This window comes from Variovorax durovernensis (assembly GCF_977011995.1).
This window is the reverse complement of record NZ_CDRNCW010000001.1, coordinates 2,234,591-2,253,997: the sequence shown is the minus strand read 5'-3', so window position 1 is coordinate 2,253,997 and position 19,407 is coordinate 2,234,591. Positions and strand designations below refer to the sequence as shown.

The window sequence follows — 19,407 nt, the reverse complement described above, 5'->3', positions numbered from 1 at the left end:
TTTTAATTGCTGCCTTGCTTCTGTTGCTGTTCTCTTTGCTTGCGGTTCGCCTCTTCCAGCAGCAGCTGCCACTTGGCGACACCGGGGGTGAACTTCACGCCCTTCAATTTCTTGCCGAACCACAGGGCCACGCCCAGCAGGAGCACGAGCACGCCGAAAGGCACGCCCGAAGCCCACAGGACGAGGAACACCAGCGCGCCGACCGCGCCCATCACCTTGAGCACCTTCGGATCGAACGCATCGGGCTGGGCCTTGGGTACTTCGCCGTTGGGCAGTTCTTGCTGTTGCTGCTGCCGTTGCATGGCAGCCGTGACGGGGCCCTGGGCCCTCTGCGCACCCGGGCCCTGCTGGCCGGGAGGCTGGGTCATGCCGACATCGAGCCCCGGCTCGCCCTCTTTGGGCGCGCGCCTTGGCAATGCGGCCTGGGCCGACAGCCGTTCGACGTAACGCGCGAAGTCGCCATTGGGCGGCGTGTTCCATTGGGGATTCAGGTTCATCAGACCCTCCAGTCGGGAAGTCGTGCGGCGATTTCGGTCATCAGTTCGCGGGCCAGCGTGAGCTTGGGCGCGCGCGGCAGTTCGCGCACGCCGTTGGCGTCGACCAGCAGCAGCGCGTTGTCGTCCTGCCCGAAGGTCAGCGGGCCGATGTTCCCGACCAGCAGCGGAATGCCCTTGCGCTCGCGCTTGGCCTTGGCGTGGGCCGCGAGGTTTTCGCTTTCGGCCGCGAAGCCCACGCAGAAGAGCTTCTTCGACTGGGCGCGCTCGCTTCGCGCGACGGTCAGCAGGATGTCGGCGTTCTCGACGAACTCCAGCACCGGGGTCTTGCCGCTGCCGTCTTTCTTGATCTTCTGGTCGCTCTGCGTGGCCGGGCGCCAATCGGCCACGGCGGCTGTTGCTATGAAAACACTAGCAAACTCCGCAGCGCGGGTGGTGGCTTCGAGCATGTCCTGCGCCGACAGTACGTCGACGCGCGTGACGCCGCGCGGCGTGGGCAGGTGGACCGGTCCGGCCACCAGCGTGACCTCGGCGCCCGCTTCGCGGGCCGCGCGGGCAATGGCAAAACCCATCTTGCCGGACGAATGGTTGGTGATGCCACGGATCGGGTCGAGCGACTCGAAGGTCGGCCCCGCCGTGACCAGCACCTTCTGCCCCGCCAGCAGCTTGGGGCTGAAAAAAGCCGTGATGTCCTCGAGCAACTGAGCGGGCTCGAGCATGCGCCCGTCGCCGGTTTCGCCGCAGGCCTGCCAGCCGTTGCCCACGCCCAGCACCGTGGCGCCGTCGGCCGCCACCTGCATCAGGTTGCGCTGCGTGGCCGGATGACCCCACATCTCGCGGTTCATGGCCGGCGCGATCAGCAGCGGAATGCGGTCCATGGGGCGGGCCAGGCACATCAGGCTCAGCAGGTCGTCGGAGCGGCCCTGCACCAGCCGCGCGATGAAGTCGGCGCTGCAGGGCGCCAGCACGATCGCATCGGCCTCGCGACTCAGGTTGATGTGCGGCATGTTGTTGGGCTCGCGGGTGTCCCATTGCGAGGTGTAGACCGTGCGCCCCGAGAGCGCCTGCATGGTCACCGGCGTGATGAACTGCTCGGCCGCTTCGGTCATCACGACCTGGACGGTCGCGCCCGCCTTGACGAACAGCCGGCACAGCTCGGCCGATTTGTAGCAGGCGATGCCTCCGGTGAGGCCCAGGACGATGTGTTTGCCGGCGAGATCTTGCATGGGCTGTATTGTTGCTCACCCCCAGGCTTCGCACTTCGTGTCTTCGCCTCCCCCCAACCGGGGGCGGGCCGGCCGCTTCGGGTGGCCGTGCGCGGCGGCCCCCACGAAAGATGCCCTTCACGAAAGGTGCCGCGAAGGGCACACCTATAATCGCAATTTCCCACTGCCCGGATTGCAAAGTCCGGAACTGGCATGACCAAATTTGTCTTCGTCACCGGTGGTGTCGTATCTTCCCTTGGCAAGGGAATCGCCTCCGCCTCGCTCGCCGCGATCCTCGAATCGCGCGGCCTCCAAGTCACCCTCATCAAGCTCGATCCGTACATCAATGTCGACCCCGGCACGATGTCGCCCTTCCAGCATGGTGAAGTGTTCGTCACCGATGACGGCGCAGAGACCGACCTCGACCTCGGCCACTACGAGCGCTTCATCAACACGCGGATGCGCAAGGCCAACAACTTCACGACCGGCCAGATCTACAAGACCGTGCTCGAAAAAGAGCGCCGCGGCGACTACCTCGGCAAGACGGTGCAGGTGATTCCGCACATCACCAACGAAATCCAGGAATACATCAAGCGCGGCGCCGGCATCGGCACGGCGCACGAGGTGGACGTGGCCATCGTCGAAATCGGCGGCACCGTGGGCGACATCGAATCGCTGCCCTTCCTCGAGGCCGTGCGCCAGATGAGCCTGCGCATGGGCCCGAACAACTCGGCCTTCGTGCACCTGAGCTACGTGCCCTGGATCGCCGCCGCCGGCGAACTCAAGACCAAGCCCACGCAGCACACCGCGCAGAAGCTGCGCGAAATCGGCATCCAGGCCGACGCCCTGCTGTGCCGCGCCGATCGCCCGATCCCCGACGACGAGCGCGCCAAGATCTCGCTGTTCTCGAACGTGCCCGAATGGGGCGTCATCTCGATGTGGGACGTGGACACCATCTACAAGGTGCCCCGCATGCTGCACGAGCAGGGCCTGGACGGCCTGATCTGCGACAAGCTTCGCATCAACACCCCGCCCGCCAAGCTGCAGCGCTGGGACGACCTGGTCTACGAGGTCGAGCATCCGCAAAAGGAAGTGTCGATTGCCATGGTCGGCAAGTACGTCGACCTGTCGGACAGCTACAAGTCGCTGAACGAAGCCCTGCGCCACGCCGGCATGAAGAACCATGCCCGCGTGAAGATCGACTACATCGACTCCGAGACGATCAACGCGCAGGACGTGTCGCGCCTGGCCAAGTACGACGCCATCCTGGTGCCCGGCGGCTTCGGCCAGCGCGGCGTGGAAGGCAAGATCTCGGCTGCCCGCTTCGCCCGCGAAGGCAAGGTGCCCTACCTCGGCATCTGCCTGGGCATGCAGGTCGCCACCATCGAATACGCCCGCCACGTGGCCGGCCTGAAGAACGCCAACAGCACCGAGTTCGACCCCGAGACGCCCACCCCCGTGATCGCGCTGATCACCGAGTGGAAGGACGCCGACGGCACCGTGAAGACGCGCGACGAGAAATCCGACCTCGGCGGCACCATGCGCCTGGGCGCGCAGAGCTCCGACGTCTCGCCCGGCACGCTGGCCCACAGCATCTACGGCGACGTGGTCACCGAGCGCCATCGCCACCGCTACGAAGCCAACGTCAACTACCTAGACGAGCTGCGCAAGGCCGGCCTCGTGATCTCGGCGCTCACGCAGCGCGAGCACCTGACCGAGATCGTCGAGCTGCCGCAGGACGTGCACCCCTGGTTCATGGGCGTGCAGTTCCACCCCGAGTTCAAGTCGACCCCGTGGGGCGGCCATCCGCTGTTCAACGCCTTCATCAAGGCGGCGCTCGAACACAAGGAAAAGGGCGCGGGCAGCACCAACAAGGCACTGAAGGCCGTCGCATGAGCAGCGGATACGTCATCGCCCACGTCGAAGTGACCAACCCGACGCAGTACGAGGAATACAAGAAGTGGTCGAGCGCCGCCATGCAGGCGCACGGCGCCGAAGTGTGCGTGCGCGGCGGCCAGGTCCAGCCGCTGGAAGGCAACTGGAAGCCCACGCGCATCGTGATCCTCAAGTTCGCCAGCTTCGAGAAGGCCAAGGCCTTCTACGACACGCCCGAATACCTCAAGGCCCGCGAAGCGCGTGCCGGCGCCGCGATCATGAACATGATCGCCGTCGAGGGCCTCTGAGCCCCCTGCCCCATTTATTCATCCGCCAAAGAGAACCGAAAGAGAAAGACAAAAGATGAGTGCAATCGTTGACATCGTCGGCCGCGAAATTCTCGACAGCCGAGGCAACCCCACCGTCGAATGCGACGTGCTGCTGGAGTCGGGCACCATGGGCCGTGCGGCCGTGCCCTCGGGCGCGTCGACCGGTTCGCGCGAAGCCATCGAGCTGCGTGACGGCGACAAGAGCCGCTACCTGGGCAAGGGCGTGCTCAAGGCCGTGGAGAACATCAACACCGAGATCTCGGAAGCCGTGCTCGGCCTGGACGCCAGCGAACAGGCCTTCCTCGATCGCACGATGATCGACCTCGACGGCACCGACAACAAGGGCCGCCTGGGCGCCAACGCCACGCTCGCCGTGTCGATGGCCGTGGCCCGCGCCGCGGCCGAAGAGTCCGGCCTGCCGCTGTACCGCTACTTCGGCGGCATGGGCGGCATGCAGCTGCCGGTGCCGATGATGAACGTCATCAACGGCGGCGCGCACGCCAACAACAGCCTCGACCTGCAGGAGTTCATGATCATCCCCGTGGGCGCCAAGAGCTTCCGCGAGGCCGTGCGCTACGGCGCCGAAGTGTTCCATGCGCTCAAGAAGATCCTGGGCGACCGCGGCATCAGCACGGCGGTCGGCGACGAAGGCGGCTTCGCCCCCAGCGTCGAGAGCCATGAAGCGGCCATCCAGCTGATCCTGGAAGCCATCGACAAGGCAGGCTACACCGCAGGCGAGCAGATCGCCCTGGGCCTCGATTGCGCGGCCAGCGAGTTCTACAAGGACGGCAAGTACGTGCTGTCGGGCGAAAACCTCTCGCTCACGTCCGAAAGCTGGACCGACATGCTCGCGACCTGGGTCGACAAGTACCCGATCATCAGCATCGAAGACGGCATGCACGAAGGCGACTGGGACGGCTGGAAGCACCTGACCGAGCGCCTGGGCAAGCGTGTGCAGCTGGTGGGCGACGACCTGTTCGTCACCAACACCAAGATCCTGCAAGAGGGCATCGACAAGGGCATCGCCAACTCGATCCTCATCAAGATCAACCAGATCGGCACGCTGACCGAGACCTTCGCTGCCATCGAAATGGCCAAGCGCGCGGGCTACACGGCCGTGATCTCGCACCGCTCGGGCGAAACCGAAGACAGCACCATCGCCGACATCGCGGTGGGCACCAATGCCGGCCAGATCAAGACCGGCTCGCTGTCGCGCTCGGACCGCATCGCCAAGTACAACCAGCTGCTGCGCATCGAAGAAGACCTCGGCGACATCGCCGTGTACCCGGGCCGCGGCGCGTTCTACAACCTGAAGTAACGCACCGGAGGCCTCGCGCATGCGCGCCCGCTTCGTTCCACCGATCATCCTGCTGCTTCTGCTGGGCGTCCTGCAGTGGCAGCTGTGGAACGGGCGCGGCAGCGTGCGCGACGTGGCGCAGCTGCGGACCAAGCTGGCCGACCAGAAGGAAGCCAACGCCAAGGCCACGCTGAACAACGAGCGCCTGACCTCGGAGGTCAACGACCTCAAGGAAGGCCTAGAGATGGTCGAGGAACGCGCGCGGGCGGAACTCGGCATGGTGAAGCCGAACGAAGTGTTCGTACAAATCGCGCACTAGGATGACCCCCAGTCTTCGCGCACTTCGTGTCGCTTCGCCAACCCCCTTCCAGGGGGCGACACAGGCGGCCCGGCAAAGCCGGTTCCGCGGTGTCTCACGAAAAGACTGCGCCCTCAGCCCAGGCAGCGGCAGCCTGTCGGACGAGTCCTTGGCATCTTGATTCAGCACAGTTTTTTGCATGAGCGCGAAATACCGCGGAACCGGCTTTGCCGGGCCGCTGGTATTGCCCCCGGCAGGGGGTTGGCGAAGCGACACGAAGTGCGCGTAGCCTGGGGGTGAACTTGATTCTCGAGCTTCTCTCGGCCCCCGCTTTTCTGCTCTGGGGCTCTCCCGTCAGCTGGCTCGAGCTTGTTGCCGCGCTCCTGGCGCTCGCCATGGTCGGCTGCAACATGCGCGAGATTCACTGGGGATGGCCGCTGGCCATCGTCAGTTCGCTGCTTTATGTGGCCGTCTTCGCCAAGGCGCGCATCTACGGCGACGCCTCGCTCCAGGTCTTCTTCGCTTTCGTCGCCCTGTGGGGCTGGGCCCAGTGGCTACGCGGCCACCGGGCCGACGGGAGCGCCTTGCATGTCGGCCGGCTTTCGCCGCGTGGCATTGCCCTCACTCTGGCCGCCTGCGCATTGGCGTGGCCGGCCGTCGCCCTCTTCCTGCGCCGCTTCACCGACACCGACGTGCCCTGGTGGGACGGCTTCGCCACCGGGCTGAGCCTGGTCGGGCAGTTCCTGCTCGGGCGCAAGTTCATCGAGAACTGGCTGATCTGGCTGGCGGTGAACGTGGTCAGCGTGGGCCTGTTCATTCACAAGGGCCTGTGGCTCACGGTCGGGCTGTATGCGGTGTTCGCTGTGCTCAGCGTGGCCGGCTACCTGGCATGGCGGCAGCGCCTGCCACAGGCGGCACGCGCATGACGCCCACCCTGCCGACCGGCTGCGTCATCGCGCTGCTGGGCGCCGAAAGCACCGGCAAGACCGAGCTGGCGCGCGCCATCGCGCAACGCCTGCAGGACCGCGGCACGCCGGTGACGCTCGTGGGCGAGTACCTGCGCGAATGGTGCGAGCGCGAACGCCGCACGCCGCGCCCCGACGAGCAGCAGGCCATTGCCGACGAGCAGACCCGCCGCATCGGCGTTGCCGCCGCCTCGGGCGTGGTGGTGGCCGATACCACCGCGCTCATGACGGCGGTCTACAGCGAGCAGCTGTTCGCCGACACCTCGCTCTACGAAGGTGCCCTGGCCGCGCAGCGGCGGTACGCCATCACGCTGCTCACCGCGCTCGACCTGCCCTGGGTGGCCGACGACATGCGCGACGGCCCGCATGCGCAGCAGCCGACCGACACGCTGGTGCGCGCCGCGCTCATCGGCGCCAGGCTCTCGTTCGCCGTGGTGCATGGCAGCGGCGGCGAACGCCTTGCCAACGCCTGGAACGCGATCAACTCGATCGCGGGCAACGAAGGCCGCACCCGCGCACGCGGCCGGCTCGAATCCAAGCCCGCCTCGTGGTCATGGCCTTGCGAGAAATGCTCCGACCCGGAATGCGAACATAAGCTCTTCAGCGACCTGATCGCGCGCCGCGAATAAGCGAGCGGCGCGCACCATCCCCTTCACCGGAGACCCGATGCCCCTTTCGACAGCCGCGCGCCTCGCCCCTGCCACCACATTCATCGCCCTGCTGCTGGCCGCCGGCCCTGCCGCTGCCGCCCCCGTCGCGGCCACCATAGAGAACGGCACCACCACCACCGCCTGCGCCGAGGAAGACAACGTCTCCCTCACCCTGCGCGGCGACGGCATCCGCCACATGCGCATCGAGGCGCTGCAGCCCGACTACCTCGACAAGATCGGCAACGACGTCACCGCGCCCGACTTCTCGGGCTGCAACTTCGACGGCGGCGCCCACCCCACCGACCCCGCGCACCGCTTCAAGAAGCGCACCGTGGTACTGCTGGACAACGCCGAGTGGCGCATCGTCGGCATGACGCTGCCGACCTTCTGGCGCCCGCAGAGCGTGCCCGTGACCGTGGGCAAGCGCAGCGACCGCGGCTTCCATCTGCTGCAGGTGTTCAGGAAGGAAAACGGCAAGGCGCTCGAGGCCATCGTGCTCTACCCGTCGGACGGCTACTGGCGGCTCAAGCCGCTGCCGGACCCACGCTTCGGCGACGGCGTGTACGGGTCGTCGTTCCTGCTCGGACCGGTGGAGGCGGCCGCGCGGCCGGTGGTGAGCATCGCGTCGATCCGCATCGTGCCGAAGCCGCTGGCAATCCACGTGCGCTTCGCGAACGGCGGCAGCGCGGTGGCGCGTGTCGATGAAATAAGCCGCACGCGCACCGCGCTCGACGTCACGCTGTCGAAGCCGACGGTGAATGCGCAGCCCTTCGCGGTACTGCGCTCGATGTATGTGACGCCGGACAACGCCGACGTGAGCGAAGTGCGCTGGCAGGCCGCGCCGCAAGCCGCGCAGCAGGTGCTGCCGCTGCCCGACGTGAAGAGCCTGCAGGCCACGCAGGTGCGCTTCGGCCGCAGCCTGCCGTCGAAGCACAACACGAGCGCGCCGGACATCTCGTTCGGCGACTTCGACAGCAGCGAAGCGCGCTGAGCCGGCGCTCGCGCCTCGACAGGCCGCTTACTGGACGACCGGGCTGCCCGGAATCTGGTCCGTCGGCGGCCTGAAGATCTGCGCGGTGTCGACCGCGTCGAAGCGGTACTGCTTGCCGCAGAAGTCGCAGCCCACCTCGATGTCGCCGCGCTCGGCGAGGATGCTCTCGGCTTCCTCCACACCCAGCCCGCGGATCATCTGCGCCACGCGCTCGCGCCCGCAGGTGCATGCGAAGTGCGGGCCCAGCAGGCCGGCCTGCGGCTCGAAGCGCAGCAGCTTCTCTTCCCAGAACAGGCGGCGAAGAATGGTCTCGACGTCGAGCGTGAGCAGTTCGTCGCGGGTCAGGCTGGACGCGAGGATCGAGATGCGGTTGTAGTCCTCGTTCAGGCCGATCTGGTCTTCGTTGGCCTGGTCGTGGTCCTTGCGCGAGGTGCCTTCGAGGTTGCCCTCGCCCTTCACGGGCAGGCGCTGGATCAGCAGGCCGGCGGCCACCTTGTCGTCGGCCGCGAGCACCAGCGTGGTGTCGAGCTGCTCGCTCTGCAGCATGTAGTGCTGCAGCACGTCGCTGAGCTTGCCGAGCTTCTCGCCGTTGTCGTCGAACAGCGGCACCACGCCCTGGTAGGGCGTCGTGCCCGGCAGCTTGTCCTTGGGGTCGAGCGTGATGGCGCAGCGGCCCTTGTTGTTCACGTTGACCATGTCGGGCAGCCGGGCGTCGGCCGGCAGGTCGCCGATCACCTTGGCGGTGGCGCGCAGGCTCAGGTCGGGCTTGGCCTCGGCCACGGCCACCTTGACCGGGCCGTCGCCGAAGATCTGCAGGATCAGCGCGCCGTTGAACTTGATGTTGGCCTGCATCAGCGTGGCGGCAGCCGTCATTTCGCCGAGCAGTTCGGCCACGGGCGACGGATAGGCGCCGGTGGCGGTGTTGGAGGCGCGCCGCGCAAGGATCTCCTGCCACGCATCTGTCAGGCGCACGATCATGCCGCGCACCGGCAGGCCATCGAACAGGAATTTGTGCAGCTCGCTCAAAACGTTTTCTTTCTCTGTGTGCCTGCAACCGAACCGGTCAGGCGATCTTTTTCAGGCCCTTCGCGAAGCGATGGGCATTCTCGACATAGTGCTCTGCGCTCTGGCGCAGCCGGGCGGCCGCGGCGTCATCGAGGGTGCGCACCACCTTGGCCGGCGAGCCGATGATGAGCGAGTTGTCCGGAAACTCCTTGCCCTCGGTCACGACGCTGCCGGCGCCAACGATCGAATTGCGGCCGATCTTCGCGTTATTCAAGACCACGGCCTGGATGCCGATCAGCGAGTTGTCGCCGATGGTGCAGCCGTGCAGCATCACCTGGTGGCCCACGGTGACGTTGTCGCCGATGGTCAGCGGGCAGCCGATGTCGGCATGCAGCACCGACAGGTCCTGGATGTTGCTGTTGCGTCCGATGGTCAGCGTCTCGGTGTCGCCGCGAAGCACGGCGCCGAACCACACGCTCGCGTTGTCGGCCAGCTTGACGTTGCCCATGACCTGGGCGCTGTCGGCCACCCATGCGCCTTCGCCGAGGGTCGGTGCAACGCCGTCCAATTCATAAATCGCCATCGTGGTTGTCTCCGGGGGCAAAACTAGAATTGTAGGGATGCACCCCCGATTGAGCGCGCTGGCCGCGCTGCGACTGACCGATCCTGAACAGAAGGTGGCTGCAACGCGCGCCATTTCTCTGCACGGCGCTACTGATTCCATAGCAACCGACCCGATCCGCACGCCCGGCGACGACACCGGCGTGCCCGGCCGCCCCGACAAGCCAGTGCGCGTGGCCGCCACCGCCGTGCAGAAGCGCTCGCCGTTCACGCCCGATGGCCGGGCCGCGCTGATCCATTCGATCTGCCACATCGAGTTCAACGCGATCAACCTCGCGCTCGACGCCGTGTGGCGCTACGACGGCATGCCCGAGGCCTACTACCGCGACTGGCTGCGCGTGGCCGACGAAGAGGCGCTGCACTTCACGCTGCTGCACACGCATCTGCAGGACATGGGCTGGCGCTACGGCGACTTTCCGGGCCATGACGGCCTCTGGAACATGTGCGAGAAGACCAAGGACGACGTGCTCGGCCGCATGGCGCTGGTGCCGCGCACGCTGGAAGCGCGCGGGCTGGACGCCACGCCGCTGATCCAGGCCAAGCTCAAGCGGGTGAACACGCCCGATGCGCTGCGGGCAGTCGAGATCCTGGACATCATCCTGCGCGACGAAGTGGGCCATGTGGCCATCGGCAACCACTGGTACCGCTGGCTGTGCGAGCGCGCCGGCATCGACCCCGAGGCCACCTACCCAGCCTTGGTCGCGCGCTACGACGCACCGCGCCACAAGCCGCCTTTCAATCTCGAGGCACGCGGCCGGGCCGGCTTCAGTCCCGAAGAACTGCGCGCCCTGACCGACTCCCGCCCCGAATGACCCACGTGATTTCAGACCAGACCTGGTCGCGCCCCGACCTGCTGGCCTGCCTGCAGGAGCGCAAGGGCGCCGAGCCGCTGCATTTCGAGCGCTGCGATTTCGACAGGGCCGACCTGTCGCGCCTCGACCTGCGCGGCGCGCAGTTCACGCTCTGCAACTTTGCCGAGGCTTCGTTCGAACGCGCACTGCTGGCGGACACCCGCTGGGCCGGATGCCGCTCGCGCCAGGCCGACTTCGGCCTCGCCGACCTGACGAACGCGCGCTTCCAGGACTGCGACCTGAACAACACCCAGTGGGCGCGCGCCAAGATGGCCTCGGCCTTCTTCACCGGCGTGAAGCTCACCGGCGCGCACTTCGGCGAAGTGTCGGCGCTGGGCATCGGCTTCAAGGATTCGCTGCTGGTCGATGCGCATCTGCGCGGCATGTCTTTCCGCAAGCAGACGCTCGAACAGCTCGACTTCTCGGAAGCCGACCTGTCGGGCTGCGATTTCCGCGAAGCGGTGTTCGAGGGCGGCAGCCTGCGCAACGCGCACCTGAAGCTGGCGCGATTCGAGGGTGCGGACCTGCGCGAGGTCGACCTCGGCGGACTGCGGCTCGCGAACGCGGCGCAGTTCAAGGGCGCCACCATCTCGCACCGGCAGGCCGCCTCGCTGGTCGAGGAACTGGGCCTGCGGGTGGTCTGAACCGGCTCTCGGGCCTTCAGGCCCTCAGATCGCCTCGGGCCTGGCATGCACCACCAGCTTCGGCGTGAAGTGCTGGAGCACATCGCCGCGCTGATTGAGCGTCTGGCAGCGCATGGTGACCATCGCGCGGCCGGGCTTGGAGCGCGAGGGCACGATGTCGACCACTTCGCTCACCACATGCAGCACGTCGCCGGGCCGCGTGGGTTTGGGCCATTGCAGCTCGCCACCCGAGCCGATGATGCCGTCGGCCAGCGGGATGCCGCTTTCGACCAGCAGCTTCATGGTGAGCGCCGCGGTGTGCCAGCCGCTCGCGGCCAGCCCGCCAAAGAAAGTCTTCTTTGCGGCCTCTTCGTCGGTGTGGAAAGGCTGCGGGTCGAACTGCCGCGCGAAGGCCTGGATCTGCGCCACGTCCAGCGCATGCTCGGCGCTCTGGAAGCGGTCGCCGACGGACAGGTCTTCGAGGTACAGCTTGGGCCTGGCGCCGGCTTCAGGGGTTGCCGTCATCGGTTCTCCTTGGGGTTCGTGCCCGCATTCTCGGACCGTTCTTCAGACGCGCTCGAGGATGGTCGCGATGCCCTGCCCGCCGCCGATGCATTGCGTGGCCAGCGCATAGCGCCCCTTCTCGCGCACCAGCAGCGACGCGGCCTTGCCGGTGATGCGAGCGCCGGTCGCGCCCAGCGGATGGCCGATGGAAAGGCCGCCGCCGTCGAGGTTGATCTTCGCGGGATCGAGGCCCAGGTCGCGGATGCAGGCCAGCGCCTGCGACGAGAAGGCTTCGTTGATCTCGATCACGTCGAGGTCGGCCGCGCTCAGGCCGGCACGTGCCAGTGCCTTGCGTGTCGCAGGGATCGGGCCGATGCCCATGATGGCCGGGTCGACCCCCACGGTCGCGAACGAGCGGATGCGTGCCAGCGCCTGCAGGCCGTGCTTTGCGGCAAACGCATCGCTGGTGACGAGCACCACGGCCGCGCCGTCGGTCAGCGGAGACGAGGTGCCGGCCGTCACCACGCCGTCGGGGCGGAATGCGGGCTTGAGGTTCGCCAGCGCTTCGGCAGAGGTGCTTGGGCGTATGCAGCCGTCGGCATCGACGATGTCGCCCGAGGCCAGCCGCACCGGCACGATCTCGCCTGCCAGCCGGCCTTCTGCGCGTGCGGCTGCAGCCTTGCGATGCGATTCCACCGCGAAGGCTTCCTGGTCGGCGCGGCTCACATTCCAGCGCTGCGCCACGTTCTCGGCGGTCTCGCCCATGGAGATGTAGGCGTCAGTGTTGGCCAGCAGCTCCGGGCTCGGCGAGAAGTTGAAGCCGCCCTGCGGCACCGCCGTCATCGATTCCACGCCCACGCACAGGAACGCATCGCCCATGCCCGCCTCGATCTGCGCGGCGGCGATGTGCACCGCCTGCATCGACGAGCCGCAGAAGCGGTTCACCGTCATGCCGCCCACCTCGTGCGGCAGCCCGGCCAGCAGCCCGACGATCCGCGCGAGGTTGTTGCCCTGCGAGGCCTCGGGGTAGGCGCAGCCCAGGATGATGTCTTCGAGCAGCGCGGGATCGAGGTCGGTGCGTTGCAGCAGGCCCTTCACGACGCCGGCCGCGAGCGTGTCGGGGCGCACGTCGGCCAGCGCGCCTTTCTTCGCGAAGTGGAAGGGAGAACGGGCATAGGCGGAAATCACGGCTTTCATGAAATGCTCCAACAGATAAAACCTACCATCCAATCGGTAGGTTAAAGGGTCAAAAAAATAGGCACGCCGAAGCGCGCCTGCGTCAGGCCCGCGTTCAGCCGGGCAATGAACTCCTGAGTTGCGCGATGGCTTCGTCGAACTCGTCCACGCGCCCTGTCATGCGTGCCGACAAAAGCGCACCCTGGCAGGAAGAAAACACATAGGCCGCCAGCGAAGCGACCGACGCGCCCTTCTTGCGGGCCGGCATCAGCGCACCCAGCACGCCCGTGAGCCACGTCACCTGGGTGCTGCGCAGTTCGCGAACCGCCTCGCGCAGTTCGTCGTTGATGACGTCCCAGCCCGGCGCCAGCGCACCCGCAGGGCAGATGCCGGAACCGGCCTTCAGCGTGTTGCGGTACATGCGGAAATAGGATTCGAGCGCGTCCTTCGGTTCGCGCGCGCGGGCGGCGTCCCAGTCCTTGAAGCCCTGGGTTGCGGCGCGGATCACCGCGATGCCCAGCGCTTCCTTGCTCGGAAAGTGGTGATAGAGGCTGGCCTTGCGCACGCCGACCGCGTCGGCCACGTCCTGGAAGCTGAAGCCCAGGTAGGAACGGGTTTCAATGAAGCCGCGCGCCACCGCGAGGATCTGCTCGCGGGTGCTGCCGGTGGCAAGGGCTGGGGCGGCTGCTGTGGCGCTGGTCATCTACCTACTATAAGGTAGGGAGAATCGAAGCACAAGCGCAGGTGTCTTCCAGGCGTCAGCTGGTTCGAGGCGGCTCAGTCGGCCTTGATGTTCGCCGCCTTGATGATGCGGCCGTTGCTTTCGAATTCGCTGGCGATTTCCTTCGCAAAGGCTGCCGAGGTGCCGCCGGTCGGCACGTTGTCGGTGGCCGTGAGCTTGGCGCGCAGCTCGGGGCTCGCCAGCGCCTTGTTGATCTCGGCGTTGTACCGCGCGACCAGCGCAGCCGGCGTGGCGGCCGGCGCGAACACGCCGAACAGCGAGTTGATGTTGGCCGCCTTGTAGCCCAGCTCGCCCAGCGTGGGCACCTGCGGCAGGCTCTCCAGCCGGGCCGGTGCTCCCACTGCCAGCGGGCGCAGCTTGCCCGACTGGATGTGCGACGACAGCGTCGGGCTCGCGTTGGTCGAGAGAATCTCGAACTGCCCGCCGATCGCGTCGTTGAGCTGCTGGCCGCCGCCCTTGTACGGCACGTGCGTGATGTCCACGCCCGCCGCCGCGTGCAGTTGCTCCAGCACGATGTGGCCCAGCGACGCCGGACCGGACGTGGCCCAGCGCACAGCGCCCGGGTGCGCCTTGGCGTCGTCGATCAGCGCCTTGAAGTCCTTGGCCTTGCTGGCCGGCGTGGCGATCAGCAGCACCGGCGAATACATCACGCTGGCCACTGGCACCACGTCCTTCAGAGGATCGAAGGGCAGCTTGCCGAGGTGCGGGCTCAGCACCAGCGGGCTGATGGCCGAGAAGCCCAGCGTCGCGCCGTCGGGCGCGGCCTTGGCCACCGCGTCCATGCCGATGGCGCCGCTTGCGCCGGCCCGGTTGTCCACGATCACCGTGATGCCCATCTGCGCCGCGAGCCGGTCGCCCAGTGCCCGCGCGACCACGTCGCTCACGCCGCCCGCCGGGTAGGCGACGATGAGCCGCACGGTCCTGGGCACGGCCTGCGCGTAGGCGCCGGAAGCGGCGCACAGCGCGGCGGCGGCGAGGAGTCGGGTCGCCGTGCGGCGCGATGGCTTCGAGGAAGCGAGGAAATTCATGGTGTCTGTGGATCGGGTCGTCTGCGTGATTGCGTCAGTCCAGCTGCAGCTTTCGCTCCTTGATCAGCCTGGACCACTTCTCATTGTCCGCCTTCACGAAGGCCCCGAACTCGACCGGGCCGAGCGAATGCACCTCGGCCCCCGCCGTCGCGAACTTGGCCTTGATCTCCGGCTGCGCCAGCGCCCTGGCCAACTCGCCCGACAGCCGCTCGACGACCTCCTTGGGCATGTTCGCCGGCCCCACCAGCCCCTGGAAGCCGACCGACTCCATGCCCGCCAGCCCCAGTTCCTTCACGGTCGGCACGTCGGGCAACTGCGGGTCGCGCACCGGGCCGGTCACGGCCAGCGCCTTGAGCTTGCCGCCCTTCACCTGCGGCAGCAGCACGCTGCCCGCGTCGATGAGGATCTGCGTCTGCCCGCCGATCAGGTCCTGCACCGCCGGCGCGCTGCCCTTGTAGGGCACATGCGTCATGTCGAGCCCCGTCACCTGGTTCATCAGCTCGCCGTTCAGGTGTGTCGATGTGCCGTTGCCGCCCGAGGCAAAGTTGACCTTGCCCGGCTGCCCCTTGGCCCACGCCACGAACTCCTTGAGGTTCTTGGCCGGATGGTCGGGCCGCGTCACCGCGATGTAGCTGCCCTGGCTGATCTGCCCGATGTAGGTGAACTGTTTGATCGGGTCGTACGGCGGCTTGCTCTGCAGGTAAGGCGCGATGGCGAAAGGCCCGGTGTTGGCCAGCAGCAGCGTGTAGCCGTCGGCGGGCTGGCGCGTGAGTTCGGTGGCCGCGATCATGCCGCTGGCGCCGGGCTTGTAGTCGACCACAAGTTGCTGCTTCAGCGCCTCCTGCAGCGGCACCTGCACCGTGCGCGCCGCAAAGTCGATGCCGCCGCCGGGCGGATAGCCGACGATCAGGCGAATGGGCTTGGCGCCCGGAAAGCCTTGTGCGGCGGCGAGGCCTGCAGCTGCGGCCATTGCCAAGCCAAGGCCAAGGCCGGCGCTGAGTCTGTTGAATTTCACGTTCCGTCTCCTCTTGTTGATCATTGATTCTGTAGCAGCCGCAGCAGCGTCAGCGCGTTGCCTGTCGCCTCGCCGCCGGCCGTGTTGTCGAGCACGCACCAGCACTGCGCGCCCTCTTCCTTCGCGAGCTGCAGCCGCTGCGCGAGCCGCGCAAGCAAGTCGTCGTCGTAGGCAGACCAGTAGCGCCGCGGCGAGCCGTGCAGCCGCAGATAGACAAGGCCGGGCCAGCCGCCGGGGGCCGCGGCTTCGTCGAACAGCACCGGGTCTGCGAGCACACGGGCTACCTCGAAATCAGACAGCAGCCCGTCGACCTGCGGCGTGAACCAGCTGCGATGACGGGGTTCCAGCACCACCGCGCCCGGGTGCCTGCGCCGCAGTGCGGCGAAAAACCTGCGCACCACTCCGGCATCGAACGCCAGGCTGGGCGGCAACTGCACCACCAGCGCACCGAGCTTGTTCCCGAGGCCCTCGACCTGCGCGGCAAATTCTTCGAACGCCGGCATCGCTTCGACCAGCCGGCATTCGTGCGTCACCGCCTTCGGCAGCTTGACCGCAAAGCGAAACCCCTCGGGCGTGCTCGCGGCCCAGCGTTCGTAGGTCTCGCACCGGTGCGGCCGGTAGAACGAGGTGTCGATCTCGACCGCGTCGAAGCGCTGCGCATAGCGCTCCAAGTGCGAACCTTCGGGCGGAAACACCGGCCACAGCGCGCGCGGCAGGCTCCATCCGGCGCAGCCGATGCGCCAGGCCTGCAAATGCTCAACCGCGTGGGTGGTGCTTCGCATGAAGCTGCTTCAGGCGCTCGCGCGCCACATGCGTGTAGATGGTGGTGGTCGAGATGTCAGCGTGCCCCAGAAGCAGTTGCACCGCGCGCAGGTCGACCCCGTGGTTCAGCAGGTGCGTGGCAAAGGCGTGGCGCAGCGTGTGCGGCGACAGCGGCACGTGGATGCCCGCCGCGGTCGCGTGCTTCTTCACGATGATCCAGAACATCACCCGCGTCATGCCCGCGCCGCGCGCTGTGACGAACAGGTCGGGCGTCTGCTGGCCGTCGAGGATCGCGGGGCGCGATTCCTCCAGGTAGCGTTCGATCCAGCGCCGCGCCTCACCACCGAAGGGCACCAGCCGCTCCTTGCTGCCCTTGCCCAGCACGCGCAGCACGCCGTCGTTCAGGCTCATGTCGATGGCCTTGAGCGCCACCAGTTCGCTCACGCGCAACCCGCTCGCGTACATCAGTTCCAGCATGGCGCGGTCGCGCAGGCCCAGCGGCGATTCGACATCGGGCGCGGCCAGCAGGTCGTCGACCTGCTTCTCCGACAGCGTCTTGATGGCGCGCGGCATCTGGCGCGCAGGCATGAGACGGATGCTCGGGTCGGCCGTGATGCGCCGCTCGCGCAGCGCCCAGCGGTAGTAGCGCTTGAACACCGTGAGCCGGCGGTTGGCCGACGTCGCCTTGCCCTTGTTGGTGAGCCGCGCGCCCATGTAGGCCTGCAGGTCGGTCTCCCTCGCGGTGGCGAGCGTGGCGCCGCCTTGCTGCGCGCCCAGCCACTGCGCGAACAGCGCGAGGTCGCGGCGGTAGGCGGCCAGCGTGTTTTTCGACAACCCGTCCTCGAGCCAGAGGGCGTCGATGAAATCGTCGATATCGGGTGTGGGTGCGGCGGCGGCCTCGGTCATGCGTTGCAAGATAGCAAAAAAGAAAAAGCCGCCCGGGGCACGGGCGGCTTCAGTCGAAAGAATACCCGGCTCAGTCGAGCTTCAGGTTCTGCTTCTTCACGACTTCCTTGTAGACCTCGTACTCGGCCTTGATCTGCGCGGCGAACTGCTCGGGCGAATTGGCCACGATCAGCGAGCCCGTGTCCTCGATGCGCTTGCGCACCGCAGGTTCTTCCACCGCCTTCTTCACGCCGGCGCTGATCTTCTCGACCACTTCCTTCGGCAGGCCCTTGGGGCCGAGGATGCCGTAGTAGGCCATGCGGTTCACCGGCTCCAGGCCCACTTCCTTGAAGGTAGGCACGTTGGGCAGCGCGGCCAGGCGCTGGGGCGCGGACACCACGATCGGGATCAGCCGGCCGCTGGTGATGAAGGGCATGGCCGAGGGGATGTTGTCGAACATGATCGGCACTTGGCCGGCCACCACGTCGTTCAGCGCCGGGCCCGCGCCGCGGTACGGGATGTGCGTAACGAAGGTGTTGGTCAGGCTCTTGTACAGCTCCATCAGCAGGTGGCCGATGCCGCCCGTGCCCGACGAGGCATACGAGTACTTGCCGGGGTTCTTCTTCAGCTCGGCCACGAACTCGGCGTAGTTCTTGGCCGGGAAGCTCGGGTTGACCGCAATGATGTTCGGCGTGGCCGCGATGTTGATGATCGGCGTGAAGTCGTTGATCGGGTCGTACGGCGTCTTCGGGTTGATGGCCGGGTTGGCCGCCGTGCTCGACACCGTGGCAATGCCTAGCTTGTAGCCGTCGGGCGTGGCGCGTGCCGTCTCGGCCGCGCCCACGATGCCGCCGCCACCGGCGCGGTTGATCACCACCACCGGCTGGCCCAGCACCTTGCCCAGCGGGTCGGAGATCACGCGCGCCACGATGTCGGTCGTGCCGCCCGGGGCGAAGGGCACGCTCAGCTCCACGGGCTTGCTGGGGTATCCCTGCGCGAAGCTCGGGCCCGCTACCGCGACCAGCGCGGCGGCGCCCACCAGAGCGCTCCATTGACGACGTTGCATCGAAAACTCCTTGACTTGACTTTGATGTCGAAAAAACGAAAGCCCGGATGCTAGCGGCTCACGGGCTGCATCCGTGCTGTGGATTACCCATGGTCCGTCCGGTTTATCCTCGAAGCGGTGAACTATGCGCAGCTGCTCTTCCCCGACTTTTCCCTCATCGCCATCGGCTGGCTCCTGTGCCGCTACACCGCCCTCGACCGCCGCGTGTGGGACCAGGTCGAGAGCCTGGTCTACTACTTTCTTTTTCCTGTGCTGCTGTTCCACTCGATCGTGCGCAGCCCGCTGGACTTCGGCGCGACGTCGAACCTGCTGATCGCGGGCCTGTGCATCGGCGCGGTCGGCATCGGGCTGGCCTACGCACTGCCCTTCATGCCCGGCATCGGCTCGCACATCGACCGCCGCGACCACGCGGCCAGCGCCCAGGTCGCGTTCCGTTTCAACTCCTTCATCTGCCTCGCGCTGGCCGAGCGGCTGGCGGGGTCCGAAGGCCTGCTGCTCATTGCGGTGCTGATCGGCGTGTGCGTGCCCATCTTCAACATCGCGGCCGTGTGGCCGATGACGCGTCATGCGCAGACCGGCTTCTTGCCTCAACTGGTGCGCAACCCGCTGATCGTCGCGACGGTCGCAGGGCTGCTGGCCAACGTGCTGGGGCTCACCGTGCCGGGCTGGGCCACGCCGACGCTCACGCGCATCGGTGCCGCGTCGCTCGCATTGGGGCTGCTGGCCGCGGGCGCGGGCATGAAGTTCTCGACGCTGGGCACGGGCAAGGTGCTGGCGGTTTCGATACTGGCCATACGGCATCTCGTCCTGCCGCTGGTTGCATGGGGGCTGGCGCTGGCGCTGCGGCTCGATGCGATGCAGGCTTCTGTGCTGATGGCTTTTTCGGCCGTGCCGACTGCTTCGAGTGCTTATGTGCTGGCTGCGCGGATGGGATGCAACGGGGCTTATGTGGCGGGGTTGGTGACGCTGTCGACCTTGCTGGGGGTGTTGAGCCTGCCGTTCGCGCTGGCGTTGCCGAGGTAGGC

22 protein-coding genes are annotated in these 19,407 nt (G+C 67.2%); 10 read left to right on the top strand and 12 right to left on the bottom strand.

The genetic code is table 11. From position 1 onward, the window contains the following. Window positions 1-2 precede the first annotated feature (2 nt). Both ACWV14_RS10750 and coaBC read right to left on the bottom strand, forming a co-directional pair. Window positions 3-497, bottom strand: a complete 495-nt coding sequence (locus ACWV14_RS10750; RefSeq protein ID WP_454906823.1) for a hypothetical protein — start codon at window positions 495-497, stop codon at window positions 3-5. Continuing rightward, a complete protein-coding gene (gene coaBC / locus ACWV14_RS10745; protein WP_454906825.1) occupies window positions 497-1,720 on the bottom strand; it encodes a bifunctional phosphopantothenoylcysteine decarboxylase/phosphopantothenate--cysteine ligase CoaBC in 1,224 nt (407 codons plus the stop codon). Before coaBC ends, ACWV14_RS10750 begins: the two co-directional genes overlap by 1 nt. Before the next feature lie 192 nt (window positions 1,721-1,912). On the opposite strand from coaBC, the gene ACWV14_RS10740 reads away from it, so the two are divergent. The 7 genes from ACWV14_RS10740 to ACWV14_RS10710 all read left to right on the top strand — a co-directional run bounded on the left by ACWV14_RS10740 (window position 1,913) and on the right by ACWV14_RS10710 (window position 8,104). Continuing rightward, window positions 1,913-3,595, top strand: coding sequence for a CTP synthase (locus tag ACWV14_RS10740; protein WP_081267220.1), 1,683 nt, complete (start codon window positions 1,913-1,915; stop codon window positions 3,593-3,595). Beyond that, a complete protein-coding gene (locus ACWV14_RS10735; protein WP_454906828.1) occupies window positions 3,592-3,882 on the top strand; it encodes a DUF1330 domain-containing protein in 291 nt (96 codons plus the stop codon). Before ACWV14_RS10740 ends, ACWV14_RS10735 begins: the two co-directional genes overlap by 4 nt. Window positions 3,883-3,937: 55 nt before the next feature. Beyond that, the gene (eno, locus tag ACWV14_RS10730; RefSeq protein ID WP_081267222.1) at window positions 3,938-5,221 is read left to right on the top strand and encodes a phosphopyruvate hydratase; all 1,284 of its coding nucleotides are present in this window, start codon (window positions 3,938-3,940) and stop codon (window positions 5,219-5,221) included. Window positions 5,222-5,240: 19 nt separating this feature from the next. Continuing rightward, window positions 5,241-5,519, top strand: a complete 279-nt coding sequence (ftsB, locus tag ACWV14_RS10725) for a cell division protein FtsB (RefSeq protein ID WP_422085863.1) — start codon at window positions 5,241-5,243, stop codon at window positions 5,517-5,519. Window positions 5,520-5,803: 284 nt separating this feature from the next. Then, on the top strand, window positions 5,804-6,424 hold the full coding sequence (gene pnuC, locus ACWV14_RS10720) for a nicotinamide riboside transporter PnuC (RefSeq protein WP_454907833.1): 621 nt from the start codon (window positions 5,804-5,806) through the stop codon (window positions 6,422-6,424). Then, on the top strand, window positions 6,421-7,092 hold the full coding sequence (locus tag ACWV14_RS10715; protein WP_454906830.1) for an AAA family ATPase: 672 nt from the start codon (window positions 6,421-6,423) through the stop codon (window positions 7,090-7,092). The genes pnuC and ACWV14_RS10715 overlap by 4 nt, the downstream gene beginning before the upstream one ends. Before the next feature lie 37 nt (window positions 7,093-7,129). After that, a complete protein-coding gene (locus ACWV14_RS10710) occupies window positions 7,130-8,104 on the top strand; it encodes a hypothetical protein (RefSeq protein ID WP_454906832.1) in 975 nt (324 codons plus the stop codon). A gap of 27 nt (window positions 8,105-8,131) precedes the next feature. Here the strand turns inward: ACWV14_RS10710 and hslO are convergent, their stop codons facing one another. Further along, a complete protein-coding gene (hslO, locus tag ACWV14_RS10705; RefSeq protein ID WP_454906834.1) occupies window positions 8,132-9,130 on the bottom strand; it encodes an Hsp33 family molecular chaperone HslO in 999 nt (332 codons plus the stop codon). 37 nt (window positions 9,131-9,167) lie between these two features. Then, a complete protein-coding gene (locus tag ACWV14_RS10700; protein ID WP_454906836.1) occupies window positions 9,168-9,692 on the bottom strand; it encodes a gamma carbonic anhydrase family protein in 525 nt (174 codons plus the stop codon). Between the two features lie 37 nt (window positions 9,693-9,729). Here ACWV14_RS10700 and ACWV14_RS10695 point away from each other — a divergent pair, with 37 nt between their 5' ends. Continuing rightward, window positions 9,730-10,542, top strand: a complete 813-nt coding sequence (locus tag ACWV14_RS10695) for a ferritin-like domain-containing protein (protein WP_454906838.1) — start codon at window positions 9,730-9,732, stop codon at window positions 10,540-10,542. Next, window positions 10,539-11,225, top strand: a complete 687-nt coding sequence (locus tag ACWV14_RS10690) for a pentapeptide repeat-containing protein (protein ID WP_454906840.1) — start codon at window positions 10,539-10,541, stop codon at window positions 11,223-11,225. The genes ACWV14_RS10695 and ACWV14_RS10690 overlap by 4 nt, the downstream gene beginning before the upstream one ends. Window positions 11,226-11,249: 24 nt before the next feature. On the opposite strand, the gene ACWV14_RS10685 is transcribed toward ACWV14_RS10690, so the two are convergent. From ACWV14_RS10685 to ACWV14_RS10650, 8 genes are all read right to left on the bottom strand, one after another. Next, window positions 11,250-11,729 carry a MaoC family dehydratase gene (locus tag ACWV14_RS10685; protein ID WP_454906842.1) on the bottom strand — a complete coding sequence of 160 codons (480 nt, stop codon included), beginning with the start codon at window positions 11,727-11,729 and terminating at the stop codon, window positions 11,250-11,252. A gap of 42 nt (window positions 11,730-11,771) precedes the next feature. Beyond that, window positions 11,772-12,905, bottom strand: coding sequence for a thiolase family protein (locus tag ACWV14_RS10680; RefSeq protein WP_454906844.1), 1,134 nt, complete (start codon window positions 12,903-12,905; stop codon window positions 11,772-11,774). 94 nt (window positions 12,906-12,999) lie between these two features. Further along, window positions 13,000-13,587: a TetR/AcrR family transcriptional regulator gene (locus ACWV14_RS10675; protein ID WP_454906846.1), complete on the bottom strand. Its 588-nt coding sequence runs from the start codon at window positions 13,585-13,587 to the stop codon at window positions 13,000-13,002. 74 nt (window positions 13,588-13,661) lie between these two features. Continuing rightward, a complete protein-coding gene (locus ACWV14_RS10670) occupies window positions 13,662-14,654 on the bottom strand; it encodes a Bug family tripartite tricarboxylate transporter substrate binding protein (protein ID WP_454906848.1) in 993 nt (330 codons plus the stop codon). Window positions 14,655-14,688: 34 nt separating this feature from the next. After that, window positions 14,689-15,669, bottom strand: a complete 981-nt coding sequence (locus tag ACWV14_RS10665) for a Bug family tripartite tricarboxylate transporter substrate binding protein (RefSeq protein WP_454906850.1) — start codon at window positions 15,667-15,669, stop codon at window positions 14,689-14,691. 20 nt (window positions 15,670-15,689) lie between these two features. After that, the gene (locus tag ACWV14_RS10660) at window positions 15,690-16,451 is read right to left on the bottom strand and encodes a DUF72 domain-containing protein (protein ID WP_454906852.1); all 762 of its coding nucleotides are present in this window, start codon (window positions 16,449-16,451) and stop codon (window positions 15,690-15,692) included. Beyond that, a complete protein-coding gene (xerD, locus tag ACWV14_RS10655; RefSeq protein ID WP_454906854.1) occupies window positions 16,426-17,337 on the bottom strand; it encodes a site-specific tyrosine recombinase XerD in 912 nt (303 codons plus the stop codon). Before xerD ends, ACWV14_RS10660 begins: the two co-directional genes overlap by 26 nt. Before the next feature lie 70 nt (window positions 17,338-17,407). Continuing rightward, entirely contained in the window at window positions 17,408-18,382 is a 975-nt protein-coding gene (locus tag ACWV14_RS10650) for a tripartite tricarboxylate transporter substrate binding protein BugE (protein ID WP_454906856.1), read from the bottom strand. A 117-nt stretch (window positions 18,383-18,499) separates the two neighbouring features. On the opposite strand from ACWV14_RS10650, the gene ACWV14_RS10645 reads away from it, so the two are divergent. Then, window positions 18,500-19,405 (top strand): AEC family transporter, encoded by a 906-nt coding sequence (locus ACWV14_RS10645; protein WP_454906858.1) that lies wholly within the window; start codon window positions 18,500-18,502, stop codon window positions 19,403-19,405. Window positions 19,406-19,407: the final 2 nt, after the last annotated feature.